General features: G+C 59.8%; 17 protein-coding genes and 1 pseudogene. 12 read left to right on the top strand and 6 right to left on the bottom strand.

Annotation, left to right across the window (positions count from 1 at the left end; all coding sequences use genetic code 11):
• Nucleotides 1–11 precede the first annotated feature (11 nt).
• From NHU87_RS24870 to hisC, 7 genes are all read left to right on the top strand, one after another.
• The gene (locus tag NHU87_RS24870) at nt 12–665 is read left to right on the top strand and encodes an MlaC/ttg2D family ABC transporter substrate-binding protein (protein ID WP_253553226.1); all 654 of its coding nucleotides are present in this window, start codon (nt 12–14) and stop codon (nt 663–665) included.
• The gene (locus tag NHU87_RS24865) at nt 662–967 is read left to right on the top strand and encodes an STAS domain-containing protein (protein WP_253553224.1); all 306 of its coding nucleotides are present in this window, start codon (nt 662–664) and stop codon (nt 965–967) included. Before NHU87_RS24870 ends, NHU87_RS24865 begins: the two co-directional genes overlap by 4 nt.
• A 114-nt stretch (nt 968–1,081) precedes the next feature.
• On the top strand, nt 1,082–1,321 hold the full coding sequence (locus tag NHU87_RS24860) for a BolA family protein (protein ID WP_253553222.1): 240 nt from the start codon (nt 1,082–1,084) through the stop codon (nt 1,319–1,321).
• A 22-nt stretch (nt 1,322–1,343) separates the two neighbouring features.
• Nucleotides 1,344–2,609: a UDP-N-acetylglucosamine 1-carboxyvinyltransferase gene (gene murA, locus NHU87_RS24855; RefSeq protein ID WP_007901567.1), complete on the top strand. Its 1,266-nt coding sequence runs from the start codon at nt 1,344–1,346 to the stop codon at nt 2,607–2,609.
• Nucleotides 2,610–2,749: 140 nt separating this feature from the next.
• The gene (gene hisG, locus NHU87_RS24850) at nt 2,750–3,385 is read left to right on the top strand and encodes an ATP phosphoribosyltransferase (protein ID WP_007901570.1); all 636 of its coding nucleotides are present in this window, start codon (nt 2,750–2,752) and stop codon (nt 3,383–3,385) included.
• Nucleotides 3,386–3,761: 376 nt separating this feature from the next.
• Nucleotides 3,762–5,099: a histidinol dehydrogenase gene (gene hisD / locus NHU87_RS24845; RefSeq protein WP_030128002.1), complete on the top strand. Its 1,338-nt coding sequence runs from the start codon at nt 3,762–3,764 to the stop codon at nt 5,097–5,099.
• Between the two features lie 2 nt (nt 5,100–5,101).
• Entirely contained in the window at nt 5,102–6,154 is a 1,053-nt protein-coding gene (hisC, locus tag NHU87_RS24840; RefSeq protein ID WP_253553220.1) for a histidinol-phosphate transaminase, read from the top strand.
• A 176-nt stretch (nt 6,155–6,330) separates the two neighbouring features.
• Here hisC and NHU87_RS24835 read toward each other — a convergent pair whose 3' ends face one another.
• The 3 genes from NHU87_RS24835 to algW form a co-directional block, all read right to left on the bottom strand.
• Nucleotides 6,331–7,059 carry a DUF4198 domain-containing protein gene (locus tag NHU87_RS24835; RefSeq protein WP_253553218.1) on the bottom strand — a complete coding sequence of 243 codons (729 nt, stop codon included), beginning with the start codon at nt 7,057–7,059 and terminating at the stop codon, nt 6,331–6,333.
• A gap of 14 nt (nt 7,060–7,073) precedes the next feature.
• The gene (locus tag NHU87_RS24830; protein ID WP_253553216.1) at nt 7,074–9,179 is read right to left on the bottom strand and encodes a TonB-dependent siderophore receptor; all 2,106 of its coding nucleotides are present in this window, start codon (nt 9,177–9,179) and stop codon (nt 7,074–7,076) included.
• Nucleotides 9,180–9,323: 144 nt separating this feature from the next.
• Nucleotides 9,324–10,490: a Do family serine endopeptidase AlgW gene (gene algW / locus NHU87_RS24825; protein WP_253553214.1), complete on the bottom strand. Its 1,167-nt coding sequence runs from the start codon at nt 10,488–10,490 to the stop codon at nt 9,324–9,326.
• 103 nt (nt 10,491–10,593) lie between these two features.
• Here algW and NHU87_RS24820 point away from each other — a divergent pair, with 103 nt between their 5' ends.
• The 3 genes from NHU87_RS24820 to cysN all read left to right on the top strand — a co-directional run bounded on the left by NHU87_RS24820 (nt 10,594) and on the right by cysN (nt 14,427).
• Nucleotides 10,594–11,352: a Nif3-like dinuclear metal center hexameric protein gene (locus NHU87_RS24820; RefSeq protein ID WP_253553212.1), complete on the top strand. Its 759-nt coding sequence runs from the start codon at nt 10,594–10,596 to the stop codon at nt 11,350–11,352.
• A gap of 249 nt (nt 11,353–11,601) precedes the next feature.
• Nucleotides 11,602–12,519: a sulfate adenylyltransferase subunit CysD gene (gene cysD / locus NHU87_RS24815; RefSeq protein WP_030128620.1), complete on the top strand. Its 918-nt coding sequence runs from the start codon at nt 11,602–11,604 to the stop codon at nt 12,517–12,519.
• Nucleotides 12,520–12,528: 9 nt separating this feature from the next.
• Nucleotides 12,529–14,427, top strand: a complete 1,899-nt coding sequence (cysN, locus tag NHU87_RS24810) for a sulfate adenylyltransferase subunit CysN (protein ID WP_253553211.1) — start codon at nt 12,529–12,531, stop codon at nt 14,425–14,427.
• A 152-nt stretch (nt 14,428–14,579) separates the two neighbouring features.
• Here the strand turns inward: cysN and NHU87_RS24805 are convergent.
• The 3 genes and pseudogenes from NHU87_RS24805 to NHU87_RS24795 form a co-directional block, all read right to left on the bottom strand.
• Nucleotides 14,580–15,483: pseudogene (locus tag NHU87_RS24805) on the bottom strand (acyltransferase).
• Nucleotides 15,484–17,583, bottom strand: a complete 2,100-nt coding sequence (pta, locus tag NHU87_RS24800) for a phosphate acetyltransferase (protein ID WP_253553210.1) — start codon at nt 17,581–17,583, stop codon at nt 15,484–15,486. It abuts the pseudogene before it with no gap.
• Between the two features lie 74 nt (nt 17,584–17,657).
• Nucleotides 17,658–17,996, bottom strand: coding sequence for a DUF3565 domain-containing protein (locus NHU87_RS24795; RefSeq protein WP_253553209.1), 339 nt, complete (start codon nt 17,994–17,996; stop codon nt 17,658–17,660).
• Here NHU87_RS24795 and NHU87_RS24790 point away from each other — a divergent pair.
• The gene (locus tag NHU87_RS24790; protein ID WP_007901600.1) at nt 17,965–18,450 is read left to right on the top strand and encodes an FKBP-type peptidyl-prolyl cis-trans isomerase; all 486 of its coding nucleotides are present in this window, start codon (nt 17,965–17,967) and stop codon (nt 18,448–18,450) included. The two genes, NHU87_RS24795 and NHU87_RS24790, sit on opposite strands and share 32 nt — an antisense overlap.
• A 124-nt stretch (nt 18,451–18,574) precedes the next feature.
• Nucleotides 18,575–19,057: a glutathione peroxidase gene (locus NHU87_RS24785; protein WP_253553208.1), complete on the top strand. Its 483-nt coding sequence runs from the start codon at nt 18,575–18,577 to the stop codon at nt 19,055–19,057.
• The last annotated feature ends 78 nt before the right edge of the window (nt 19,058–19,135 follow it).

Below are 19,135 nucleotides of genomic sequence, written 5' to 3'. Positions count from 1 at the left end.
GGAGCTTTTGAATGATCTCTATCTTGCGACGTGGCCTGTTGGTGATACTCGCGGCCTTGCCGTTGATGGCTAACGCTGTGGCGTCACCTTCGGCGCACGAACTGGTACAGGACACCACCAACCGGTTGTTGGCCGATCTTTCCGCCAACAAGGAAAAGTACAAGCAGGACCCCCAAGACTTTTATACGGCGCTGGATACCATCGTCGGACCGGTGGTGGATGCCGAAGGTATTTCCAAAAGCATCATGACGGTCAAGTATTCACGCAAGGCAACACCCGAGCAGATGCAGAAGTTTGTCGAAAACTTCAAACGGGGCCTGTTCCAGTTCTATGGCAATGCTTTGCTTGAGTACGACAACGAAAGCATCACCGTTGACCCTGCCAAGGATGAATCGGGAGACCGTACAAGCGTTGGCATGACGGTCAAAAGCAGCAGTGGCGCGGTCTACCCTGTGTCTTACACACTCGAAAAGATCAATGGTGAGTGGAAGCTGCGCAACGTGATCATCAACGGCATCAACATTGGCAAGCTGTTCCGCGATCAGTTCGCTGATGCAATGCAGCGCAATGGCAACGACCTGGACAAAACCATCAACGGTTGGGCCGGGGAAGTCGCCAAAGCCAAGGAAGTCACCGAGAAATCCACCGAGAACCAGACCCAATGAGTGAGTCGGTCATTCGCATGAGCGAAACCGGCGAGCTGCTGCTCAGTGGCGTGCTGGATTACCGCACAGGCCCGAACCTGCGCAAGCAGGGGCAGGCGCTGATCAAGTCCAGCAACGCGGCTGCGCTGGTGGTCGATTGCTCCGCGGTGGAGAAGTCCAGTAGTGTCGGCTTGTCGCTGCTGCTGTGCTTCATGCGCGATGCTCAGGCGGCCGGCAAGGCCCTGAGCATTCGTGCGATGCCCGACGACATGCGTGAAATCGCTCAGGTCAGCGAATTGACCGAGCTGTTGGCGCACCCCTGAACCGCATCTATAAAGAAGCCCCCCGTCAGAGTCCTGCTTCGCGGGGTTCGCAGGCGCGGGGCTTTTTTGTATGATGTCCGACCCGCGCGCACAGGGCGCCGATTGAGGTTGAGCATGCAGGCCTACGAAGTGAAGAGCTTTCTTGAAGGAAAGCTGCCCGGAGCTCAGGTAGAAGTTGAGGGCGAAGGCTGCAACTTTCAGCTGAACGTGATTAGCGATGAACTGGCGGCGTTGAGCCCGGTGAAGCGTCAGCAGAGCATCTATGTCCATTTGAACCCATGGATCGTCGATGGCAGCATCCATGCGGTCACTATGAAATTTTTCAGCAGCGCGGCCTGGGCCGAGCGCACCTGAGCCCAAGGGCGTCGAGATTCTTATGGATAAATTGATTATTACCGGCGGCGTTCGTCTTGATGGCGAAATCCGCATCTCCGGGGCAAAGAACTCTGCCCTGCCGATCCTGGCTGCAACCCTGCTGTGCGATGGCCCGGTTACCGTTGCCAACCTGCCGCACCTGCACGACATCACCACCATGATCGAGCTGTTCGGTCGCATGGGCATCGAGCCGGTGATCGACGAGAAGCTCAGCGTCGAAATCGACCCGCGCACCATCAAGACCCTGATCGCGCCGTACGAACTGGTGAAAACCATGCGTGCCTCGATCCTGGTGCTGGGCCCGATGGTCGCCCGTTTCGGTGAAGCCGAAGTCGCACTGCCTGGCGGTTGCGCCATCGGTTCGCGTCCGGTCGACCTGCACATCCGTGGCCTCGAAGCCATGGGCGCGGTCATCGACGTTGAAGGCGGCTACATCAAGGCCAAGGCTCCTGAGGGTGGCTTGCGCGGTGCGCACTTCTTCTTCGACACCGTCAGCGTGACCGGTACCGAGAACATCATGATGGCGGCCGCTCTGGCCAAGGGCCGCAGCGTGCTGGCAAACGCCGCTCGCGAGCCTGAAGTCATCGACCTGGCGAACTTCCTGAACGCCATGGGCGCCAAGATCACTGGCGCCGGCACCGATACCATCACCATCGATGGCGTCGAGCGTCTGCACCCGACCACTTACAAGGTAATGCCTGACCGTATCGAGACCGGCACCTACCTGGTGGCGGCAGCGGTGACCGGCGGGCGTGTGAAGGTCAAGGACACTGATCCGACCATTCTCGAAGCCGTCCTGGAAAAACTCCGCGAATCGGGTGCTGAAATCACCTGCGGCGAAGACTGGATCGAGCTGAACATGCACGGCAAGCGGCCAAAAGCCGTTAACGTGCGGACCGCTCCATACCCGGCGTTCCCGACCGACATGCAGGCGCAGTTCATCTCCCTCAACGCCATTGCCGAAGGCACTGGCGCGGTGATCGAGACGATCTTCGAAAACCGCTTCATGCACGTTTACGAACTGCACCGCATGGGCGCTCACATCCAGGTCGAAGGCAACACCGCCATCGTCACCGGCATCGAGAAGCTAAAGGGCGCGCCAGTAATGGCCACCGACCTGCGTGCTTCGGCCAGCCTGGTAATCTCGGCGTTGATCGCCGAAGGCGATACCCTGATCGACCGCATCTACCACATCGACCGTGGTTACGAGTGCATCGAAGAGAAACTGCAGATGCTCGGCGCCAAGATTCGCCGCGTACCGGGCTAGTTTCTGCTATATGGGCGCAGGGACGCGCCCGCTGAATTCGTTTCGAGTCGAGTGTATCTTTCTCATTAGAGAGCCCTCGATGTGTGTCCGGCGCCGATTGCGACCGGACATGAGTACCTTGATAAGGACTGACGTTTCCCATGTTGACTATCGCACTGTCCAAGGGCCGCATCCTTGACGACACCCTGCCGCTTCTGGCTGAAGCGGGCATCGTGCCGACCGAGAATCCGGACAAGAGCCGCAAGCTGATCATCCCCACGACCCAGGCCGATGTGCGCTTGCTGATCGTGCGCGCCACCGATGTGCCGACCTACGTCGAGCATGGTGCCGCCGACCTGGGCGTCGCCGGTAAAGACGTGCTGATGGAATATGGCGGCCAGGGTCTGTACGAACCGCTGGATCTGCGAATTGCCCTCTGCAAGCTGATGACCGCCGGGCGTGTCGGCGATGTCGAGCCCAAGGGCCGTCTGCGGGTGGCGACCAAATTCGTCAACGTTGCCAAGCGTTACTACGCCGAGCAGGGCCGTCAGGTCGACATCATCAAGCTCTACGGCTCGATGGAGCTGGCGCCGCTGATCGGTCTGGCGGACAAGATCATCGACGTGGTCGACACCGGTAACACTCTGCGTGCCAATGGCCTGGAACCCCAGGATTTCATTGCCGACATCAGCTCCCGGCTGATCGTCAACAAAGCTTCAATGAAAATGCAACACGCCCGTATCCAGGCGTTGATCGACACCCTGCGCAAGGCAGTGGAGTCTCGACACCGCGGCTGATTTACCTGCGCGACCTTGAGTCGCGCCGTCTATCCGCCTCATAGCCAGAATTCTCAGGTGCCCAAGCGGATCGACTGTTGGGGAAGGTGCGCCGACGTTTAATAACGAATCGCGCCTCACTCCAAAAGGCTACTTATGGTAATAAAAGAATTTTTCTCGCAAGTAAGAATCGCGTAGCGGCCTGCCTTTTGGAGCAAGGCCCTACGGGTTGGCACTGTGGTCGTGCCATGCTGCGTTGCGGGACTTGGCAAGGAAACAACCCTTACCTTCGTCCCGCGCCTTGCCTGGCACGACCACAATACCAACGCGATCCGTTATTAAACGTCAGCGCACCTTCGGGCGCCTGAGTTTTTGCCAATCCTATGAGGCTCTCGCTATGACCGCACCGACTGCAATTCGCCGACTCAACGCTGCCGACCCGGATTTCGCACATCATCTGGATCATCTGCTGAGCTGGGAAAGTGTGTCTGACGACTCGGTCAATCAGCGGGTGCTGGACATCATCAAGGCTGTGCGCGAGCGTGGCGACGCGGCGCTGGTGGAATTCACCCAGAAGTTCGACGGTCTGCAAGTCGCCTCCATGGCAGACCTGATCCTGCCGCGCGAACGCCTGGAGCTGGCATTGACCCGCATCACCGTGCCTCAGCGCGAAGCCCTGGAAAAAGCCGCGGCCCGCGTGCGCAGCTACCACGAAAAACAGAAACAGGATTCCTGGAGCTACACCGAAGCCGACGGCACGGTGCTGGGCCAGAAGGTCACGCCGCTGGATCGCGCCGGTCTGTACGTGCCGGGCGGCAAGGCGTCGTACCCGTCCTCGGTGCTGATGAACGCAATTCCGGCCAAAGTTGCAGGCGTGACCGAAGTGGTTATGGTCGTGCCGACTCCGCGCGGCGAAATCAACGAGCTGGTGCTGGCCGCGGCCTGCATTGCCGGGGTTGACCGGGTGTTTACCATCGGCGGCGCCCAGGCGGTTGCGGCGCTGGCCTACGGCACCGAAAGCGTGCCGAAGGTCGACAAGGTTGTTGGCCCGGGCAATATCTATGTCGCCACCGCCAAGCGCCACGTGTTCGGTCAGGTCGGCATCGACATGATTGCTGGCCCGTCGGAGATCCTCGTGGTGTGTGACGGTCAGACCGATCCGGACTGGATCGCCATGGACCTGTTCTCCCAGGCCGAGCACGACGAAGACGCCCAGGCGATTCTGGTCAGCCCGGACGCAGAGTTCCTCGACAAGGTCGCTGCGAGCATTGCCAAGCTGCTGCCGACCATGGAGCGCGCCGAAATCATCGAGACCTCGATCAATGGTCGCGGTGCACTGATCAAGGTTCGCGACATGGAACAAGCCATCGAAGTCGCCAACCGCATTGCGCCAGAACACCTGGAGTTGTCGGTTGCCGATCCGCAGGCCTGGTTGCCGCAGATCCGTCACGCTGGCGCGATCTTCATGGGCCGTCATACCTCCGAAGCTTTGGGCGATTACTGTGCCGGCCCGAACCACGTGTTGCCGACGTCCGGCACCGCGCGCTTCTCTTCGCCGCTGGGTGTTTACGACTTCCAGAAACGTTCGTCGATCATCTTCTGCTCCGAGCAGGGCGCCTCCGAACTGGGCAAAACCGCTTCCGTGCTGGCCCGTGGCGAGTCGCTGACCGCTCACGCCCGCAGCGCCGAATACCGCATCGTTGACGAAGACTTTTTTCAAGGGCAGGGCAACTGAGCATGAGTAAATTCTGGAGTCCCTTCGTCAAGAACCTGGTGCCTTACGTGCCGGGCGAGCAGCCAAAGCTGGCGAAACTGGTGAAGCTCAACACCAACGAAAACCCGTACGGTCCATCGCCCAAAGCGTTGGCCGCGATGCAAACCGAACTGAACGATAACCTGCGTCTGTACCCGGACCCGAACAGCGACCTGCTCAAGCAGGCTGTTGCCAAGTACTACGGCGTGCAGACTAATCAGGTGTTCCTCGGCAACGGTTCGGATGAAGTGCTCGCGCACATCTTCCACGGTCTGCTACAGCACGAGCAGCCGCTGCTGTTCCCGGACATCAGCTACAGCTTCTATCCGGTTTACTGCGGGTTGTACGGGATTGCATTCGACGCGGTGCCGCTGGATGAACAGTTCCAGATCAACCCGGCCGATTACGCCAGACCGAACGGCGGGATCATCTTCCCCAACCCGAACGCGCCGACTGGTTGCCTGCTGGCACTGGACGCGGTTGAGCAGATCCTCAAGGCCAGCCCGGATTCGGTTGTGGTGGTGGATGAGGCTTACATCGATTTCGGCGGTGAAACGGCGATCACGCTGGTGGACCGTTATCCGAATCTGCTGGTGACTCAGACCCTGTCCAAGTCCCGCTCGCTGGCGGGCCTGCGGGTAGGTCTGGCGGTGGGGCATCCGGACCTGATCGAGGCGCTGGAGCGGATCAAGAACAGCTTCAACTCCTATCCGCTGGATCGTCTGGCGATTGTCGGGGCTGCGGCGGCGTTTGAGGATCGTGAGTATTTCGACAAGACCTGCCGGTTGGTCATCGAGAGTCGCGAGAAGGTGGTCGCGCAGTTGGAGGCGAAGGGGTTTGAGGTCTTGCCGTCGGCGGCGAACTTCATTTTCGCGCGTCACCCCAAGCACGATGCGGCAGCGCTGGCGGCGAAGTTGCGCGAACAGGGCGTGATTGTTCGGCACTTCAAGCAAGAGCGGATTGCCCAGTTCCTGCGGATTTCCATCGGCGCGCCAGAACAGAATCAGGCACTGATCGACGGCCTCGGCGACCTGTAAACCGCTTTCGCGAGCAAGCCCGCTCCCACACTGGATCTCCATTGCTCGCCAATAGTGTGTTCACAGAAGATCAAGTGTGGGAGCGGGCTTGCTCGCGAAGAACGATAACGCGGTCTGCCTGTTGTAGCGCGGCGTTTCCATCGCGGGCAAGCCACGCTCCCACGAAGTTTGGTGGGTTATTCGTGATGCGGTTCACCAAGGAAGGTCAGCGAGGTGAACAGCCCGCGCGTCGCTACATCAGCATTATCCTTTAACGGAATCTCCACCTGTGCCGCAATCACATTCAACCCTTCATTACGCACCAATACCTGCGCCCGGCCATCCGCATCGGTTTCGGTAGTCAAGGTGTTCGGCGCGCTGCGATAGTCGCCCACCAACTTCACGCCCGCCGCCGGTTTGCCATCCAGCAGCACCCGAACCGGCAACGACTTGCCCGGCCCGACGGTCAGCGGATCAACCTCTGGCAAAATCAGCAATTTCATCTGATCGAGCTTCGGCAGCTTCGCCCCCGGCTGGTAAATCGCCAGGGTGTATTTGAAGGTCTGGGTCGACTCAATGGCCCCCGGCACTTTGCTGCGTCCTTCGTTGATCCACTTTTTGTCGGCGGTCTGCGACCACATGCCATTATCCAGTGCGACTGCTAGCGCCGCGGGTGGTTTGAGTGGCTGCAGGCGCGCGTGGTCGGCCAGGCGTTGCACGGTAACCGGGATCATCTTTCCCTCGGCATCATAGGCCCAAGCGCCGCTGATTTTCTGCGCCTTGAAGGCATCGTCCTCGGCGCCATCACCATAAATGGCTTCGATATTGCCGCGACGTTGTTCGGTCCACAGGCCATGAGCCGAGACGTGAGTGGCGAACATCGCGCCGAACAGACCCAGCAGAACCAATGATTTAGCTTGTTGCATCGCGATCTTTCCTTTTACAGGTTGAGTGTCAGGCTGACGGTGAAATTGCGCGGCTCGCCGGGGTTGACCCAGTAGTTGCTGTAAGAGCGCTCGTAATACTTTTCGTCGAAGAGGTTGTTCAGGTTCAGGCCCACGGTGACGTTTTCACTGGCCTTGTAATGGGCCAGCAAGTCGACGGTGTGATAGGCCGGCAGTTCGAAATCGCTGCCGGATTCACCCGAACGATCGCCGACATAGGTGAACGCTGCACCAAGGTCCGAACCGCGTAAATGGCCATCCTGAAATTCATAAACGCCCAACAGACTGCCGCTGCGTTTGGCCACGCCCAGGATGCGGCTGCCGGTGGGAATGACCTTGTCGCCCTGGGTGACTTCGGCGTCGATGTAAGCGAAAGCCCCGATTACCCGCACGGCATCGGTCACTTGCCCGGTGACTTGCAGGTCGATACCCTGGCTGCGGGCCTTGCCCATGGCGCGGCTGGAATCGGTGCTCGGATCGAGCGCCAGGACGTTTTCCTTTTCGATATGGAAAGCGGCGAGGGTGGTGCTCAAGCGATCGTCGAACAGCTCGCTCTTGATCCCGACTTCATAACCGACGCCTTCTTCCGGGTCGAAGGACTTGCCGGCGGCATCCAGCCCGTTGTTCGGTTTGAACGAGGTGGAGGCGTTGGCGAACAGCCCCACTTCGGGCGTCAGTTGATAGAGCAGGCCGGCTCGCTGGGTCAGCGCGTCGTGGCGCTGGTGGCTGGTTGCGTTACGGCTGTGGTCGTCGATGCTTTGTTCGAAGTGTTCGAAGCGCGCACCGATCATGCCGCGCAGTTTGTCGGTGAAAACGATCTGGTCCTGAAGGTTCAGTGCCTGGCTTTCGATGTGCTCGAAGAAGTCGGTCCCGGAGCGTGCGCCATTGGGTTTCGGCTGGCCGTAGATCGGTCGATAGATATCGATGGCGTAAGGGGCGCCGGCAATGGTCGTGACCCGTTCGTTCTTGCGGAAATTCTCGTATTCGCTGCCGATCAGCAGTTCGTGTTGCCAACTGCCGGTGTCGAACAAACCGCGCAGTTCGAGTTGGGTGATGCTGTCGTGCCAGTTGGTATCGCGCTCGCGGTAGCGACGATTGACGGTGTGGCCGTCAGCGTTCAAGGGGCGATTTTCGGAGGCGAAGCCCCAGAGTTTGCCTTCCTTGTAATGGCTGGCGAGGCGCAGTTTCCAGCTGTCATTGAGCTGATGGTCGAGGGTGGCTTGCAGCAGATTATTGTGGTTGTCGATGTTGCCGTCGTTGGGCTCGCCAAGAAAGGTCGAACGGGAGACGCCGCTCCATTTATTGTTCGGCGCGACGACACCGCGATCGAATGTCGAGTTGTGACGCACGAACTCGCTCTCCACCAACAGGCTGGTGTCCGGGCTCAGTTGCCAACTGAAGGAAGGCGCAACAAACACACGCTCGCTGTCGACGTGATCGCGGAAGCTGTGGTTGTCCTCGACCGCCAGGTTCACCCGGGACAGCACGTTGCCCTCATCATCCAGCGGCGTATTGACGTCCACGGCGGTGCGATAGCGGTCCCAGCTGCCGGCGCTGGTTTGCAGTGTGGTGAAGGCTTCGGGCTGGGGTTTCTTGGTGACGATGTTCACCGTACCGCCCGGATCGCCACGACCATAGAGGCTGGCGGCTGGGCCTTTGAGCACTTCGATGCGCTCGATATTGGCCACGTCCGGCGTGCTTGGATAGCCTCGGTTGGCGCTGAAACCGTCCTTGTAAAACTCTGACGTGGTGAAGCCGCGCACGCTGTATTCGTAGAGCGTCAGGCCGCCGAAGTTGTTCTGCTTCGACACGCCACCGGCAAAATCCAGGGCGCGCTCGACGCTGGTGCTGCCTAGGTCCTTGAGCACACTGACGGGAATCACACTGATCGATTGCGGGATATCGCGAATGGCCGTATCGGTTTTGGTCGCGCTGGAAGAGCGCGTGGCACGGTAACCCTTGACCGGGCCGGTGGGGGATTCGTACTCGGAGGTGACGCTGATGGCGTCCAGTTCAACGGTTTGCGATTCTTCGGCGACGACCGGATCCCCCAGCAAACCGAGGGCCAGGCCGGCCAGGGAAGCCATTGTTCGAGACGACATGTTATGTTGTTCCAATAGTTATATAGAAACAATATAACATGCCTAATGAGAATACGTTCGGTTAAGATCGGCTCTTTGTTGGGCTTTCAAAGTCCCCGAAATAATCGTCCGAACGGGGCCGAGCCTTCGGCAGCTGTTACCGGTTTACTCGCCTTCTTTTTCTTTGACTGGCACCGGCGCGGGTGGCGGACGCAGACCGATTTCTGCCGTGAGCTTGAGCTCTTTACCGTTGCGCATCACCTGAATGGTGACCTTGTCGGTCGGCTTGATTCGCGCCACCTGGTTCATCGAGCGGCGACCATCGCCGGCCGGTTCGCCGTCGATGCTGAGAATCACGTCGCCCAGTTGCAGGCCGGCCTTCTGCGCCGGACCGTCACGGAAAATCCCCGCGACCACAATCCCCGGCCGTCCCGACAGACCAAACGATTCCGCCAGTTCCTGACTCAAGGGTTGCACTTCGATGCCGAGCCAGCCGCGAATCACCTGGCCGTGTTCGATGATCGACTTCATCACTTCCATCGCAAGTTTGACCGGGATCGCGAAGCCGATGCCCTGCGAGCCGCCGGACTTGGAGAAAATCGCGGTGTTGATGCCGGTCAGGTTGCCGTTGGCGTCCACCAGCGCGCCGCCGGAGTTGCCGGGGTTGATCGCGGCGTCGGTCTGGATGAAGTCTTCGTAGTTGTTCAGCCCGAGCTGATTGCGCCCGGTGGCGCTGATGATGCCCATGGTCACGGTCTGGCCGACGCCGAACGGGTTACCGATGGCCAGGGCCACGTCGCCGATGCGGATATTGTCGGAACGGCCGACGGTGATCGACGGCAGGTTTTTCAGATCGATCTTCAACACCGCGAGGTCGGTTTCCGGGTCGCTGCCGATGACCCGCGCCAGGGTTTCACGGCCATCCTTGAGCGCCACCACGATCTGGTCGGCACCGCTGGTCACGTGGTTGTTGGTCAGCAGGTAACCTTCGGGGCTCATGATCACGCCTGAACCGAGGCTCGACTCCATGCGCTTCTGCTTGGGCGAGTTGTCGCCGAAGAAGCGGCGAAACTGCGGATCTTCGAACAGCGGATGGCTGGGCTTGTTAACCACTTTGGTCGTGTACAGGTTGACCACCGACGGCGCGGCCGTGGTCACCGCGTCGGCATAGGACACCGGGCCCTGCTGCAGACCGAGGGTTTGCGGGGCTTGTTGCAGATTGACATCCAGGTTCGGCAAACCGACCCATTCCGGGTAACGCTGCATAATCAATAGAGCGATAAGCACGCCGGCCAACAGTGGCCAGCCGGAAAAACGCAGCGCCTTGAGCATTAAGCACGTCCTACAGAAGTTGCAGGCGGTGTGAGACCGCCCATAATGTCGCGCATTATACGAGGCCGCACGCGCCTCTGAACGGGATATTTAGGAGTCTTTTATGGCCGTCGCCCTGAGCACCCTGGTTGAAGAAGCCGACCGTTACCTGGCAAGTGCGAAGATCGCCGATTACTGCCCCAACGGTTTGCAGGTCGAAGGCCGGCCACAAGTGATGCGCATCGTCAGCGGTGTGACCGCCAGCCAAGCGTTGCTGGAAGCGGCGGTGGAAGCCCAGGCCGATCTGGTGCTGGTGCATCACGGCTATTTCTGGAAAGGCGAAAACCCGTGCATCACCGGCATGAAGCAGCGTCGGTTGAAAACCCTGCTCAAGCACGATATCAGCCTGCTTTCCTATCACTTGCCGCTGGATCTGCATCCGGAAGTCGGTAACAACGTGCAGCTTGCCCGGCAACTGGACATCACGGTTGAAGGCCCGCTGGATCCGGACAATCTGAAAGTCGTTGGTCTGGTCGGCTCGTTGAGCGAATCGATGACCCCTCGCGATTTTGCCCGTCGCGTGCAGGAAGTCATGGGGCGTGAGCCATTGCTGATCGAAGGCAGTGCGATGATTCGTCGGGTCGGCTGGTGCACCGGTGGTGGCCAGGGTTACATTGATCAGGCGGTGTTGGCGGGTGTCGATCTGTACCTCAGCGGCGAAGCCTCCGAGCAGACATTCCACAGCGCCCGGGAAAACGACATCAGCTTCATCGCCGCCGGCCACCACGCCACCGAGCGTTATGGTGTGCAGGCATTGGGCGATTACCTGGCGCGACGTTTCGCTCTCGAGCACATCTTCATCGATTGCCCGAATCCGATCTGATCTCAAAACTGGTCCCTGTAGATGCGAGGCTTGCCCGCGAAGAACGATTATGCGGTATACCTGATGCACCGCGTAATCGTTCTTCGCGGGCAAGCCTCGCTCCTACAGGGGGGATAGCCCAAACGAGGGGGTATATTCATATACCCTTTCGATCTAGCCAGCGTCCTGATTAGAAGAGGGTGCTGTGCTAGGATTCCCCGCTCGAACACGGCCCGCAGGCCGTCCATAAGATCGTTTTCGTGAGTAGCCATGGTCGACAAACTGACGCATCTGAAACAGCTGGAGGCCGAAAGCATCCACATCATCCGCGAGGTCGCCGCCGAGTTCGATAACCCGGTGATGCTGTACTCCGTCGGTAAAGACTCCGCCGTGATGCTGCACCTGGCACGCAAGGCATTCTTCCCGGGCAAACTTCCGTTTCCGGTGATGCACGTCGACACCCGGTGGAAGTTCAAGGAAATGTATGCGTTCCGCGACCGCATGGTCGAAGAACTCGGCCTGGACCTGCTGGTGCACGTGAATCCCGAGGGTGTTGCGCAAGGTATCAACCCGCTCACCCACGGTAGTGCCAAACACACCGACATCATGAAGACCGAAGGCCTCAAGCAGGCCCTCGACAAGTACGGCTTCGATGCGGCATTCGGTGGCGCCCGTCGCGACGAAGAGAAGTCCCGAGCCAAAGAGCGCGTGTACTCCTTCCGTGACACCAAGCACCGCTGGGATCCGAAAAACCAGCGTCCCGAGTTGTGGAACGTCTACAACGGCAAGGTCAACAAGGGCGAGTCGATTCGCGTATTCCCGTTGTCGAACTGGACCGAGCTGGACATCTGGCAGTACATCTACCTCGAAGGCATCCCGATCGTGCCGCTGTATTTCGCCGCCGAGCGCGACGTTATCGAGATGAATGGCACCTGGATCATGATCGACGACGAACGCCTGCTCAATCACCTGAGCGACGAAGACAAGGCGCGCATCGTCAAGAAGAAGGTCCGTTTCCGTACGCTGGGCGACTACCCGTTGACCGGTGCGGTCGAGTCCGAGGCCACCAGCCTGACCGACATCATTCAGGAAATGCTCCTGACGCGAACTTCCGAACGCCAGGGCCGAGTCATCGATCACGATGGCGCAGGTTCGATGGAAGAAAAGAAACGTCAGGGTTATTTCTAAGGGGTTGTCATGTCGCACGCATCTGATTTGATCAGCGAGGACATCCTCGCCTATCTGGGCCAGCACGAACGCAAGGAAATGCTGCGCTTTCTTACTTGTGGCAACGTCGATGACGGCAAGAGCACCCTGATCGGGCGCCTGCTGCACGACTCCAAAATGATCTACGAAGATCACCTGGAAGCCATCACCCGCGACTCGAAAAAAGTCGGCACCACCGGCGAAGACATCGACCTGGCGTTGCTGGTCGACGGCTTGCAGGCCGAGCGTGAGCAGGGCATCACCATTGATGTCGCCTACCGTTATTTCTCCACCGCCAAGCGCAAATTCATCATCGCCGATACCCCCGGCCATGAGCAGTACACCCGCAACATGGCCACCGGTGCATCCACCTGTGACCTGGCGATCATCCTGGTCGATGCCCGTTACGGCGTGCAGACCCAGACCCGTCGCCACAGCTTTATCGCCTCGTTGCTGGGCATCAAGCACATCGTTGTCGCCATCAACAAGATGGACCTCAACGGCTTCGACGAAAGCGTGTTCGAATCGATCAAGGCCGATTACCTGAAGTTCGCCGAAGGCATCGCGTTCAAGCCGACCACCATGGCGTTCGTGCCGATGTCCGCGCTCAAGGGCGACAACGTCGTGAACAAGTCCGAGCGCTCGCCGTGGTACACCGGCCAGTCGCTGATGGAAATCCTTGAAACCGTCGAAATCGCCAATGACCGCAACTACACCGATTTGCGTTTCCCGGTGCAGTACGTCAACCGTCCGAACCTGAACTTCCGTGGTTTCGCCGGCACCCTGGCCAGCGGCATCGTGCACAAGGGCGACGAAGTCGTTGTGTTGCCGTCGGGCAAGAGCAGCCGCGTGAAATCCATTGTCACCTTCGAAGGCGAGCTGGAGCATGCAGGTCCTGGTCAAGCCGTGACGCTGACCATGGAAGACGAAATCGACATCTCCCGCGGTGACTTGCTGGTGCATGCCGACAACCAGCCGCAAGTGACTGACGCCTTCGACGCCATGCTGGTGTGGATGGCCGAAGAGCCGATGCTGCCGGGCAAGAAATACGACATCAAGCGCGCCACCACTTACGTGCCGGGTTCGATCACCAGCATCGTCAATCGCGTGGACGTGAACACCTTGGCCGAGGGGCCGGCCAGCTCGCTGCAGCTGAACGAGATCGGTCGGGTCAAGATCAGCCTCGACGCGGCTATCGCGCTGGACGGTTACGACAGCAACCGCACCACTGGTTCGTTCATCGTCATCGATCGACTGACCAACGGCACGGTCGCGGCGGGCATGATCATCGCCCAGCCGTTGAGCCATGGCAGCAGTACCCACCACGGCAAACTGGCTCACGTGGCTACCGAGGAGCGTGCCCAGCGCTTTGGTCAGCAACCGGCCACCGTGTTGTTCAGCGGCCTGTCGGGCGCTGGCAAAAGCACTTTGGCCTACGCCGTTGAACGCAAGCTGTTCGACCTGGGTCGTGCGGTGTTTGTACTCGATGGCCAGAACCTGCGTCACGACCTGAATAAAGGTCTGCCGCAGGATCGTGCCGGGCGTACCGAGAACTGGCGTCGTGCGGCGCACGTTGCGCGGCAGTTCAACGAAGCCGGTCTGCTGACCTTGGCGGCCTTCGTTGCGCCAAGTGCTGAAGGTCGTGAGCAGGCCAGGGAACTGATTGGCAAGGAGCGTCTGCTGACGGTCTACGTCCAGGCTTCTCCGACAGTCTGTGCCGAGCGTGATCCGCAAGGTCTGTACGCGGCGGGTGACGACAACATCCCGGGCGAATCCTTCCCGTACGACGTGCCGCTGAATGCCGATCTGGTGATCGACACCCAGTCGCTGTCGGTGGACGAAAGCGTCAAGCAAGTGCTGGATCTGCTGCGTCAGCGTGGCGCGATCTAAGCGTTAGCAGAAAATAAAAAACCCGCAGACGAGTGATCGTCTGCGGGTTTTTTTGTGTTCTTGAGATCGCCTTCGCGGGCAAGCCTCGCTCCTACAGGTTCCCCTGACCTGTAGGAGCGAGGCTTGCCCGCGAAGAGGCCGGTACAGGCACCTCAAACCTTGGCGGTGTACTCGCGGTGCATCTGCCCCAGCAGCGCATCCTTGTCATTCCACAGCTGATTGATCCAACCCTGAAACTCGAGCCTATACACCCCATCCTGATCGTAGTTCTTGCCGACGAACTGCGGTGGGATCTTCAGCTCCTGAAAATGCACCACCACATCATTCACCTTCCCACAGAGCAAATCCCAATAACCCGGACGCCCGGCCGGATAGTGAATGGTCACATTGACGATGGCTTCCAGCTGATCGCCCATGGCATCCAGCACGAACGCAATACCGCCCGCTCTTGAGCAGGTAGCGGAACGGTGAGCTCTGCTGTACGTGCTTGCCCTCGGTGAAGCGCGTGCCTTCGACGAAGTTGAAAATTCCCACCGGGTTATTGCGGAACTTGTCGCAGGTCTTGCGGGTGGTTTCCAGGTCTTTGCCTTTCTTCTCTGGATGCTTTTCCAGATAGGCCTTGGAGTACCGTTTCATGAATGGAAAACCGAGCGCCCACCATGCCAGGCCAATCACCGGTACCCAGATCAGTTGCTGTTTGAGGAAGAACTTCAGCGGGCGGATGCGACGGTTGAGCACGTACTGCAACACCATGATGTCGACCCAACTCTGATGGTTGCTGGTGATCAGGTACGAGTGCTGATAGTCCAAGCCTTCCAGCCCGCTGAGCTGCCAGCGCGTGTGCCCAAGCAGGTCCATCCAGGCCTTGTTGTTGCTGATCCAGGTTTCGTGGATATGGCCCATCAGCCAGTCGGTGAAACGCTGGGCGGCGGGGAAGGGCAGCAGCAGTTTGAGTATCGCCACCACGAACAGCGGCGTGCAGCAGACAATCGTGTTCAGCGCCAACAACAGCGAGGCGATTACGCCGCGCAAGGGTGCAGGTAGAAAATCCAGCATTTAAACATCCATAGGTCGGTTGGCAGCCTGGATCGCGGTCAACGCGATGGTGTAGACGATGTCGTCGACCTGCGCGCCGCGCGGCAGGTCGTTCACCGGTTTGCGCAGGCCTTGTAGCATCGGCCCGAGGCTGACGCAGTCGGCGCTGCGCTGCACGGCTTTGTGGGTGGTGTTGCCGGTGTTCAGGTCGGGGAACACGAACACCGTGGCACGACCGGCCACCTGACTGTTCGGCGCCAGTTGCTTGGCCACGGTTTCGTTGGCGGCGGCGTCGTACTGCAACGGGCCGTCGATCAACAGCGAGTTTTGTTGTTCGTGGGCGAGCAACGTGGCCTCGCGAACCTTCTCGACTTCTTCGCCGCTGGCCGACTCGCCACTGGAGTAGCTGATCATCGCCACGCGCGGGGTGATGCCGAACGCCGCCGCCGAATCGGCGCTTTGCAAGGCGATCTCGGCCAGTTCGCTGGCGCTCGGGTGCGGGTTCATCACGCAGTCGCCGTAGACCAGCACTTCTTCCGGGAACAGCATGAAAAACACCGACGACACCAACGTGCAGCCCGGTGCGGTCTTGATCAGCTGCAGGGCCGGGCGGATGGTGTTGGCGGTGGAGTGAATGACCCCGGACACCAGCCCGTCGACTTCATCCAGCGCCAGCATCATGGTGCCGATCACCACGGTGTCTTCCAGTTGCTGCTCGGCCATCGGCGCGTTGAGGCTTTTAGTCTTGCGCAGCGCAACCATCGGTTCGACGTAGCGCTCGCGAATCAGGTCCGGATCGAGAATTTCCAGGCCCGGTGGCAACTCGATGCCTTGGGCGCGGGCGACTGCTTCGACGTCCTCCGGTTTCGCCAGCAACACGCAACGGGCAATGCCCCGAGCCTGGCAGATCGCGGCGGCCTGCACGGTCAACGGTTCGCTGCCTTCGGGCAACACGATGCGCTTGTTGGCGGCCTGGGCGCGCTGGATCAGTTGATAGCGGAACACCGCTGGCGACAGGCGCATTTCCCGTGGCGTGCCGCAGCGCTGGTGCAGCCAGTTGGCGTCGAGATGGCTGGCGACGAAATCGGTGATGATCTCCGCACGTTCACGGTCGTCGATCGGGATTTCCTTGTTCAAACCGTTCAACTGGTTGGCGGTGTCGTAGGAACCGGTGCTGACCGACAACACCGGCAAGCCGGCCTGCAAGGCGCCACGGCACAGATCCATGATGCGCGGGTCGGGCAGGGTGTCGCTGGTCAGCAACAGGCCGGCCAGAGGCACGCCGTTCATCGCCGCGAGGCTGACGGCGAGGATGATGTCGTCGCGATCGCCGGGGGTCACCACCAGCACACCGGGTTTGAGCAGCTCCACGGTGTTGCGCATGGTACGGGCGCAGATGATGATTTTGGTCATGCGCCGGGTTTCGTAATCGCCGGCGTTGAGCACCTGAGCGCCCATCAGGTCGGCCACGTCACGGGTGCGCGGTGCGTTCAGTTCCGGTTGATACGGGATGCAGCCGAGCAGGCGGAAGTCGCCACTGCGCAGCAACGGTGAGTGCTCCTTCAGGCGTGAGGCGAAGGCCTCCATGCTTTCGTCGGTCTTGACCTTGTTGAGGATCACGCCCAGCACTTTCGGGTCTTTCGGCCCGCCGAACAATTGCGCCTGCAACTCCACCCGGCCGGACAATTCGGTCAGCACTTCGTTTTCCGGTGCCGAGACCAGAATCACCTCGGCGTCAAGGCTCTTGGCCAAATGCAGGTTGACCCGGGCCGCGTAACTGGCGCTGCGGGTCGGGACCATGCCTTCGACGATCAGTACATCCTTGCCGACAGCGGCTTGCTGATAAAGGGTGATGATTTCTTCGAGCAACTCGTCCAACTGACCGTCGCCGAGCATCCGCTCGACGTGGGCCAGGCCTAACGGCTGAGGCGGTTTCAAACCGTGGGTGCGCGCTACCAGTTCGGTGGAGCGTTCAGGGCCGGTGTCGCCCGGGTGCGGCTGGGCAATTGGTTTGAAAAAGCCGACTTTGAGGCCGGCCCGCTCAAGCGTACGCACCAGCCCGAGACTGATGGAGGTCAGACCCACACCAAAATCGGTGGGCGCGATAAAAAAAGTTTGCATGCGGATTCTCTGGAAGTGCATGTGGGCAGCCGTGGCCGCCAGGTGATCATCTATATCTGACGATCTACCAAAATTCAGTCGTCAAGGTTATCGCTAACCGAGCCTTGTGCGCACCATCCGCAATCAAAGGGCTGGCCTATTTTTTCATTACGCAGCGAAGGGTCCAGCACCCAGGCCCGGGATTGCCACGGGGGCTGATGCCGCAGGTGTTGGGTATGGCCGCAGGAAAGCTCGGCTACCCAGTGGCCATCCTCGTCTTGATGAAAGCCTGTGACGATCGAAGTTTTCGCTGCGCCCCGTCTGTCCGGGTTGTGTTCGCTTTCGGACGATTGCTTCGCTAAACTTGGACATTCATCTTTCTTATGCAAAAGGTCTCGCCCCATGCTGATCGCCGCCAATAAGGCTGTCTCCATCGACTATACCCTGACCAACGACGCTGGTGAGGTCATCGACAGCTCCGCCGGCGGCGCGCCGCTGGTCTACCTGCAAGGCGCAGGTAATATCATCCCGGGCCTGGAAAAGGCACTGGAAGGCAAAGCAGTCGGTGACGAACTGACTGTCGCTGTAGAACCTGAAGATGCCTACGGCGAATACGCTGCCGAACTGGTCAGCACTTTGAGCCGCAGCATGTTCGAAGGCGTCGACGAGCTGGAAGTGGGCATGCAGTTCCACGCTTCCGCGCCGGACGGCCAGATGCAGATCGTCACCATTCGCGATCTGGACGGCGACGATGTCACCGTTGATGGCAACCACCCGCTCGCCGGTCAGCGCCTGAACTTCCAGGTCAAGATCATCGATATCCGTGACGCCAGCCAAGAAGAAATCGCTCATGGTCACGTCCATGGCGAAGGTGGCCATCACCACTGATTTTCTGCGCTAAGCTTTCGAGAGCTGGAGAGGCGCCCGAGGGCGCCTTTTTAGTCCGCGGCTGTCCCGGGTGGGTGCCGCCAAGTGGCTGTTTTGAGAAGAACACAGGAATTTGGAGTTCGTCATGAGTGCTTTTCACGACCTTAAACTGACAGCCCTGGATGGTCAGGAGCTACCTCTGGCGCCCTTCAAGGGGCGTGTCGTGCTGGTGGTCAACGTCGCCTCCAAATGTGGCTTGACCCCACAGTACGCGGCGCTGGAAAACCTCTACCAGCAATACAAGGACAAGGGTTTCAGTGTGCTGGGCTTGCCGTGCAACCAGTTTGCCGGGCAAGAACCGGGCTCCGAGCAGGAGATCCAGGCGTTCTGCAGCCTCAACTATGGCGTGACCTTTCCGTTGTCCAGCAAGCTGGAAGTCAACGGTCACGAGCGTCATCAGTTGTATCGCCTGCTGGCGGGCGAGGGCGCGGAATTCCCGGGCGACATCACCTGGAACTTCGAGAAATTCCTGTTGGGCAAGGACGGTCGCGTGCTGGCGCGGTTCTCGCCTCGAACGGCGCCGGATGATCATGCTGTCATCCAGGCGATCGAAAAAGCGCTGAGCTGACACCCCCTCTGTGTAGGAGCGAGGCTTGCCCGCGAAGGCGTCATGTCAGTCGACATTATTGCTGACTGACATGACGCC

The organism is Pseudomonas mandelii, from assembly GCF_024138395.1.
Classification (GTDB): Bacteria; Pseudomonadota; Gammaproteobacteria; order Pseudomonadales; family Pseudomonadaceae; genus Aquipseudomonas; species Aquipseudomonas mandelii_E.
This window is presented reverse-complemented; position numbering and strand designations above follow the sequence as displayed.

Coding starts and splice junctions, on each gene's coding strand:
- NHU87_RS24870 (WP_253553226.1), top strand. CDS start 12: ATGATCTCTATCTTGCGACGTGGCCTGTTGGTGATACTCGCGGCCTTG.
- NHU87_RS24865 (WP_253553224.1), top strand. CDS start 662: ATGAGTGAGTCGGTCATTCGCATGAGCGAAACCGGCGAGCTGCTGCTC.
- NHU87_RS24860 (WP_253553222.1), top strand. CDS start 1,082: ATGCAGGCCTACGAAGTGAAGAGCTTTCTTGAAGGAAAGCTGCCCGGA.
- murA (WP_007901567.1), top strand. CDS start 1,344: ATGGATAAATTGATTATTACCGGCGGCGTTCGTCTTGATGGCGAAATC.
- hisG (WP_007901570.1), top strand. CDS start 2,750: ATGTTGACTATCGCACTGTCCAAGGGCCGCATCCTTGACGACACCCTG.
- hisD (WP_030128002.1), top strand. CDS start 3,762: ATGACCGCACCGACTGCAATTCGCCGACTCAACGCTGCCGACCCGGAT.
- hisC (WP_253553220.1), top strand. CDS start 5,102: ATGAGTAAATTCTGGAGTCCCTTCGTCAAGAACCTGGTGCCTTACGTG.
- NHU87_RS24835 (WP_253553218.1), bottom strand. CDS start 7,059: ATGCAACAAGCTAAATCATTGGTTCTGCTGGGTCTGTTCGGCGCGATG.
- NHU87_RS24830 (WP_253553216.1), bottom strand. CDS start 9,179: ATGTCGTCTCGAACAATGGCTTCCCTGGCCGGCCTGGCCCTCGGTTTG.
- algW (WP_253553214.1), bottom strand. CDS start 10,490: ATGCTCAAGGCGCTGCGTTTTTCCGGCTGGCCACTGTTGGCCGGCGTG.
- NHU87_RS24820 (WP_253553212.1), top strand. CDS start 10,594: ATGGCCGTCGCCCTGAGCACCCTGGTTGAAGAAGCCGACCGTTACCTG.
- cysD (WP_030128620.1), top strand. CDS start 11,602: ATGGTCGACAAACTGACGCATCTGAAACAGCTGGAGGCCGAAAGCATC.
- cysN (WP_253553211.1), top strand. CDS start 12,529: ATGTCGCACGCATCTGATTTGATCAGCGAGGACATCCTCGCCTATCTG.
- pta (WP_253553210.1), bottom strand. CDS start 17,583: ATGCAAACTTTTTTTATCGCGCCCACCGATTTTGGTGTGGGTCTGACC.
- NHU87_RS24790 (WP_007901600.1), top strand. CDS start 17,965: ATGCTGATCGCCGCCAATAAGGCTGTCTCCATCGACTATACCCTGACC.
- NHU87_RS24795 (WP_253553209.1), bottom strand. CDS start 17,996: ATGGAGACAGCCTTATTGGCGGCGATCAGCATGGGGCGAGACCTTTTG.
- NHU87_RS24785 (WP_253553208.1), top strand. CDS start 18,575: ATGAGTGCTTTTCACGACCTTAAACTGACAGCCCTGGATGGTCAGGAG.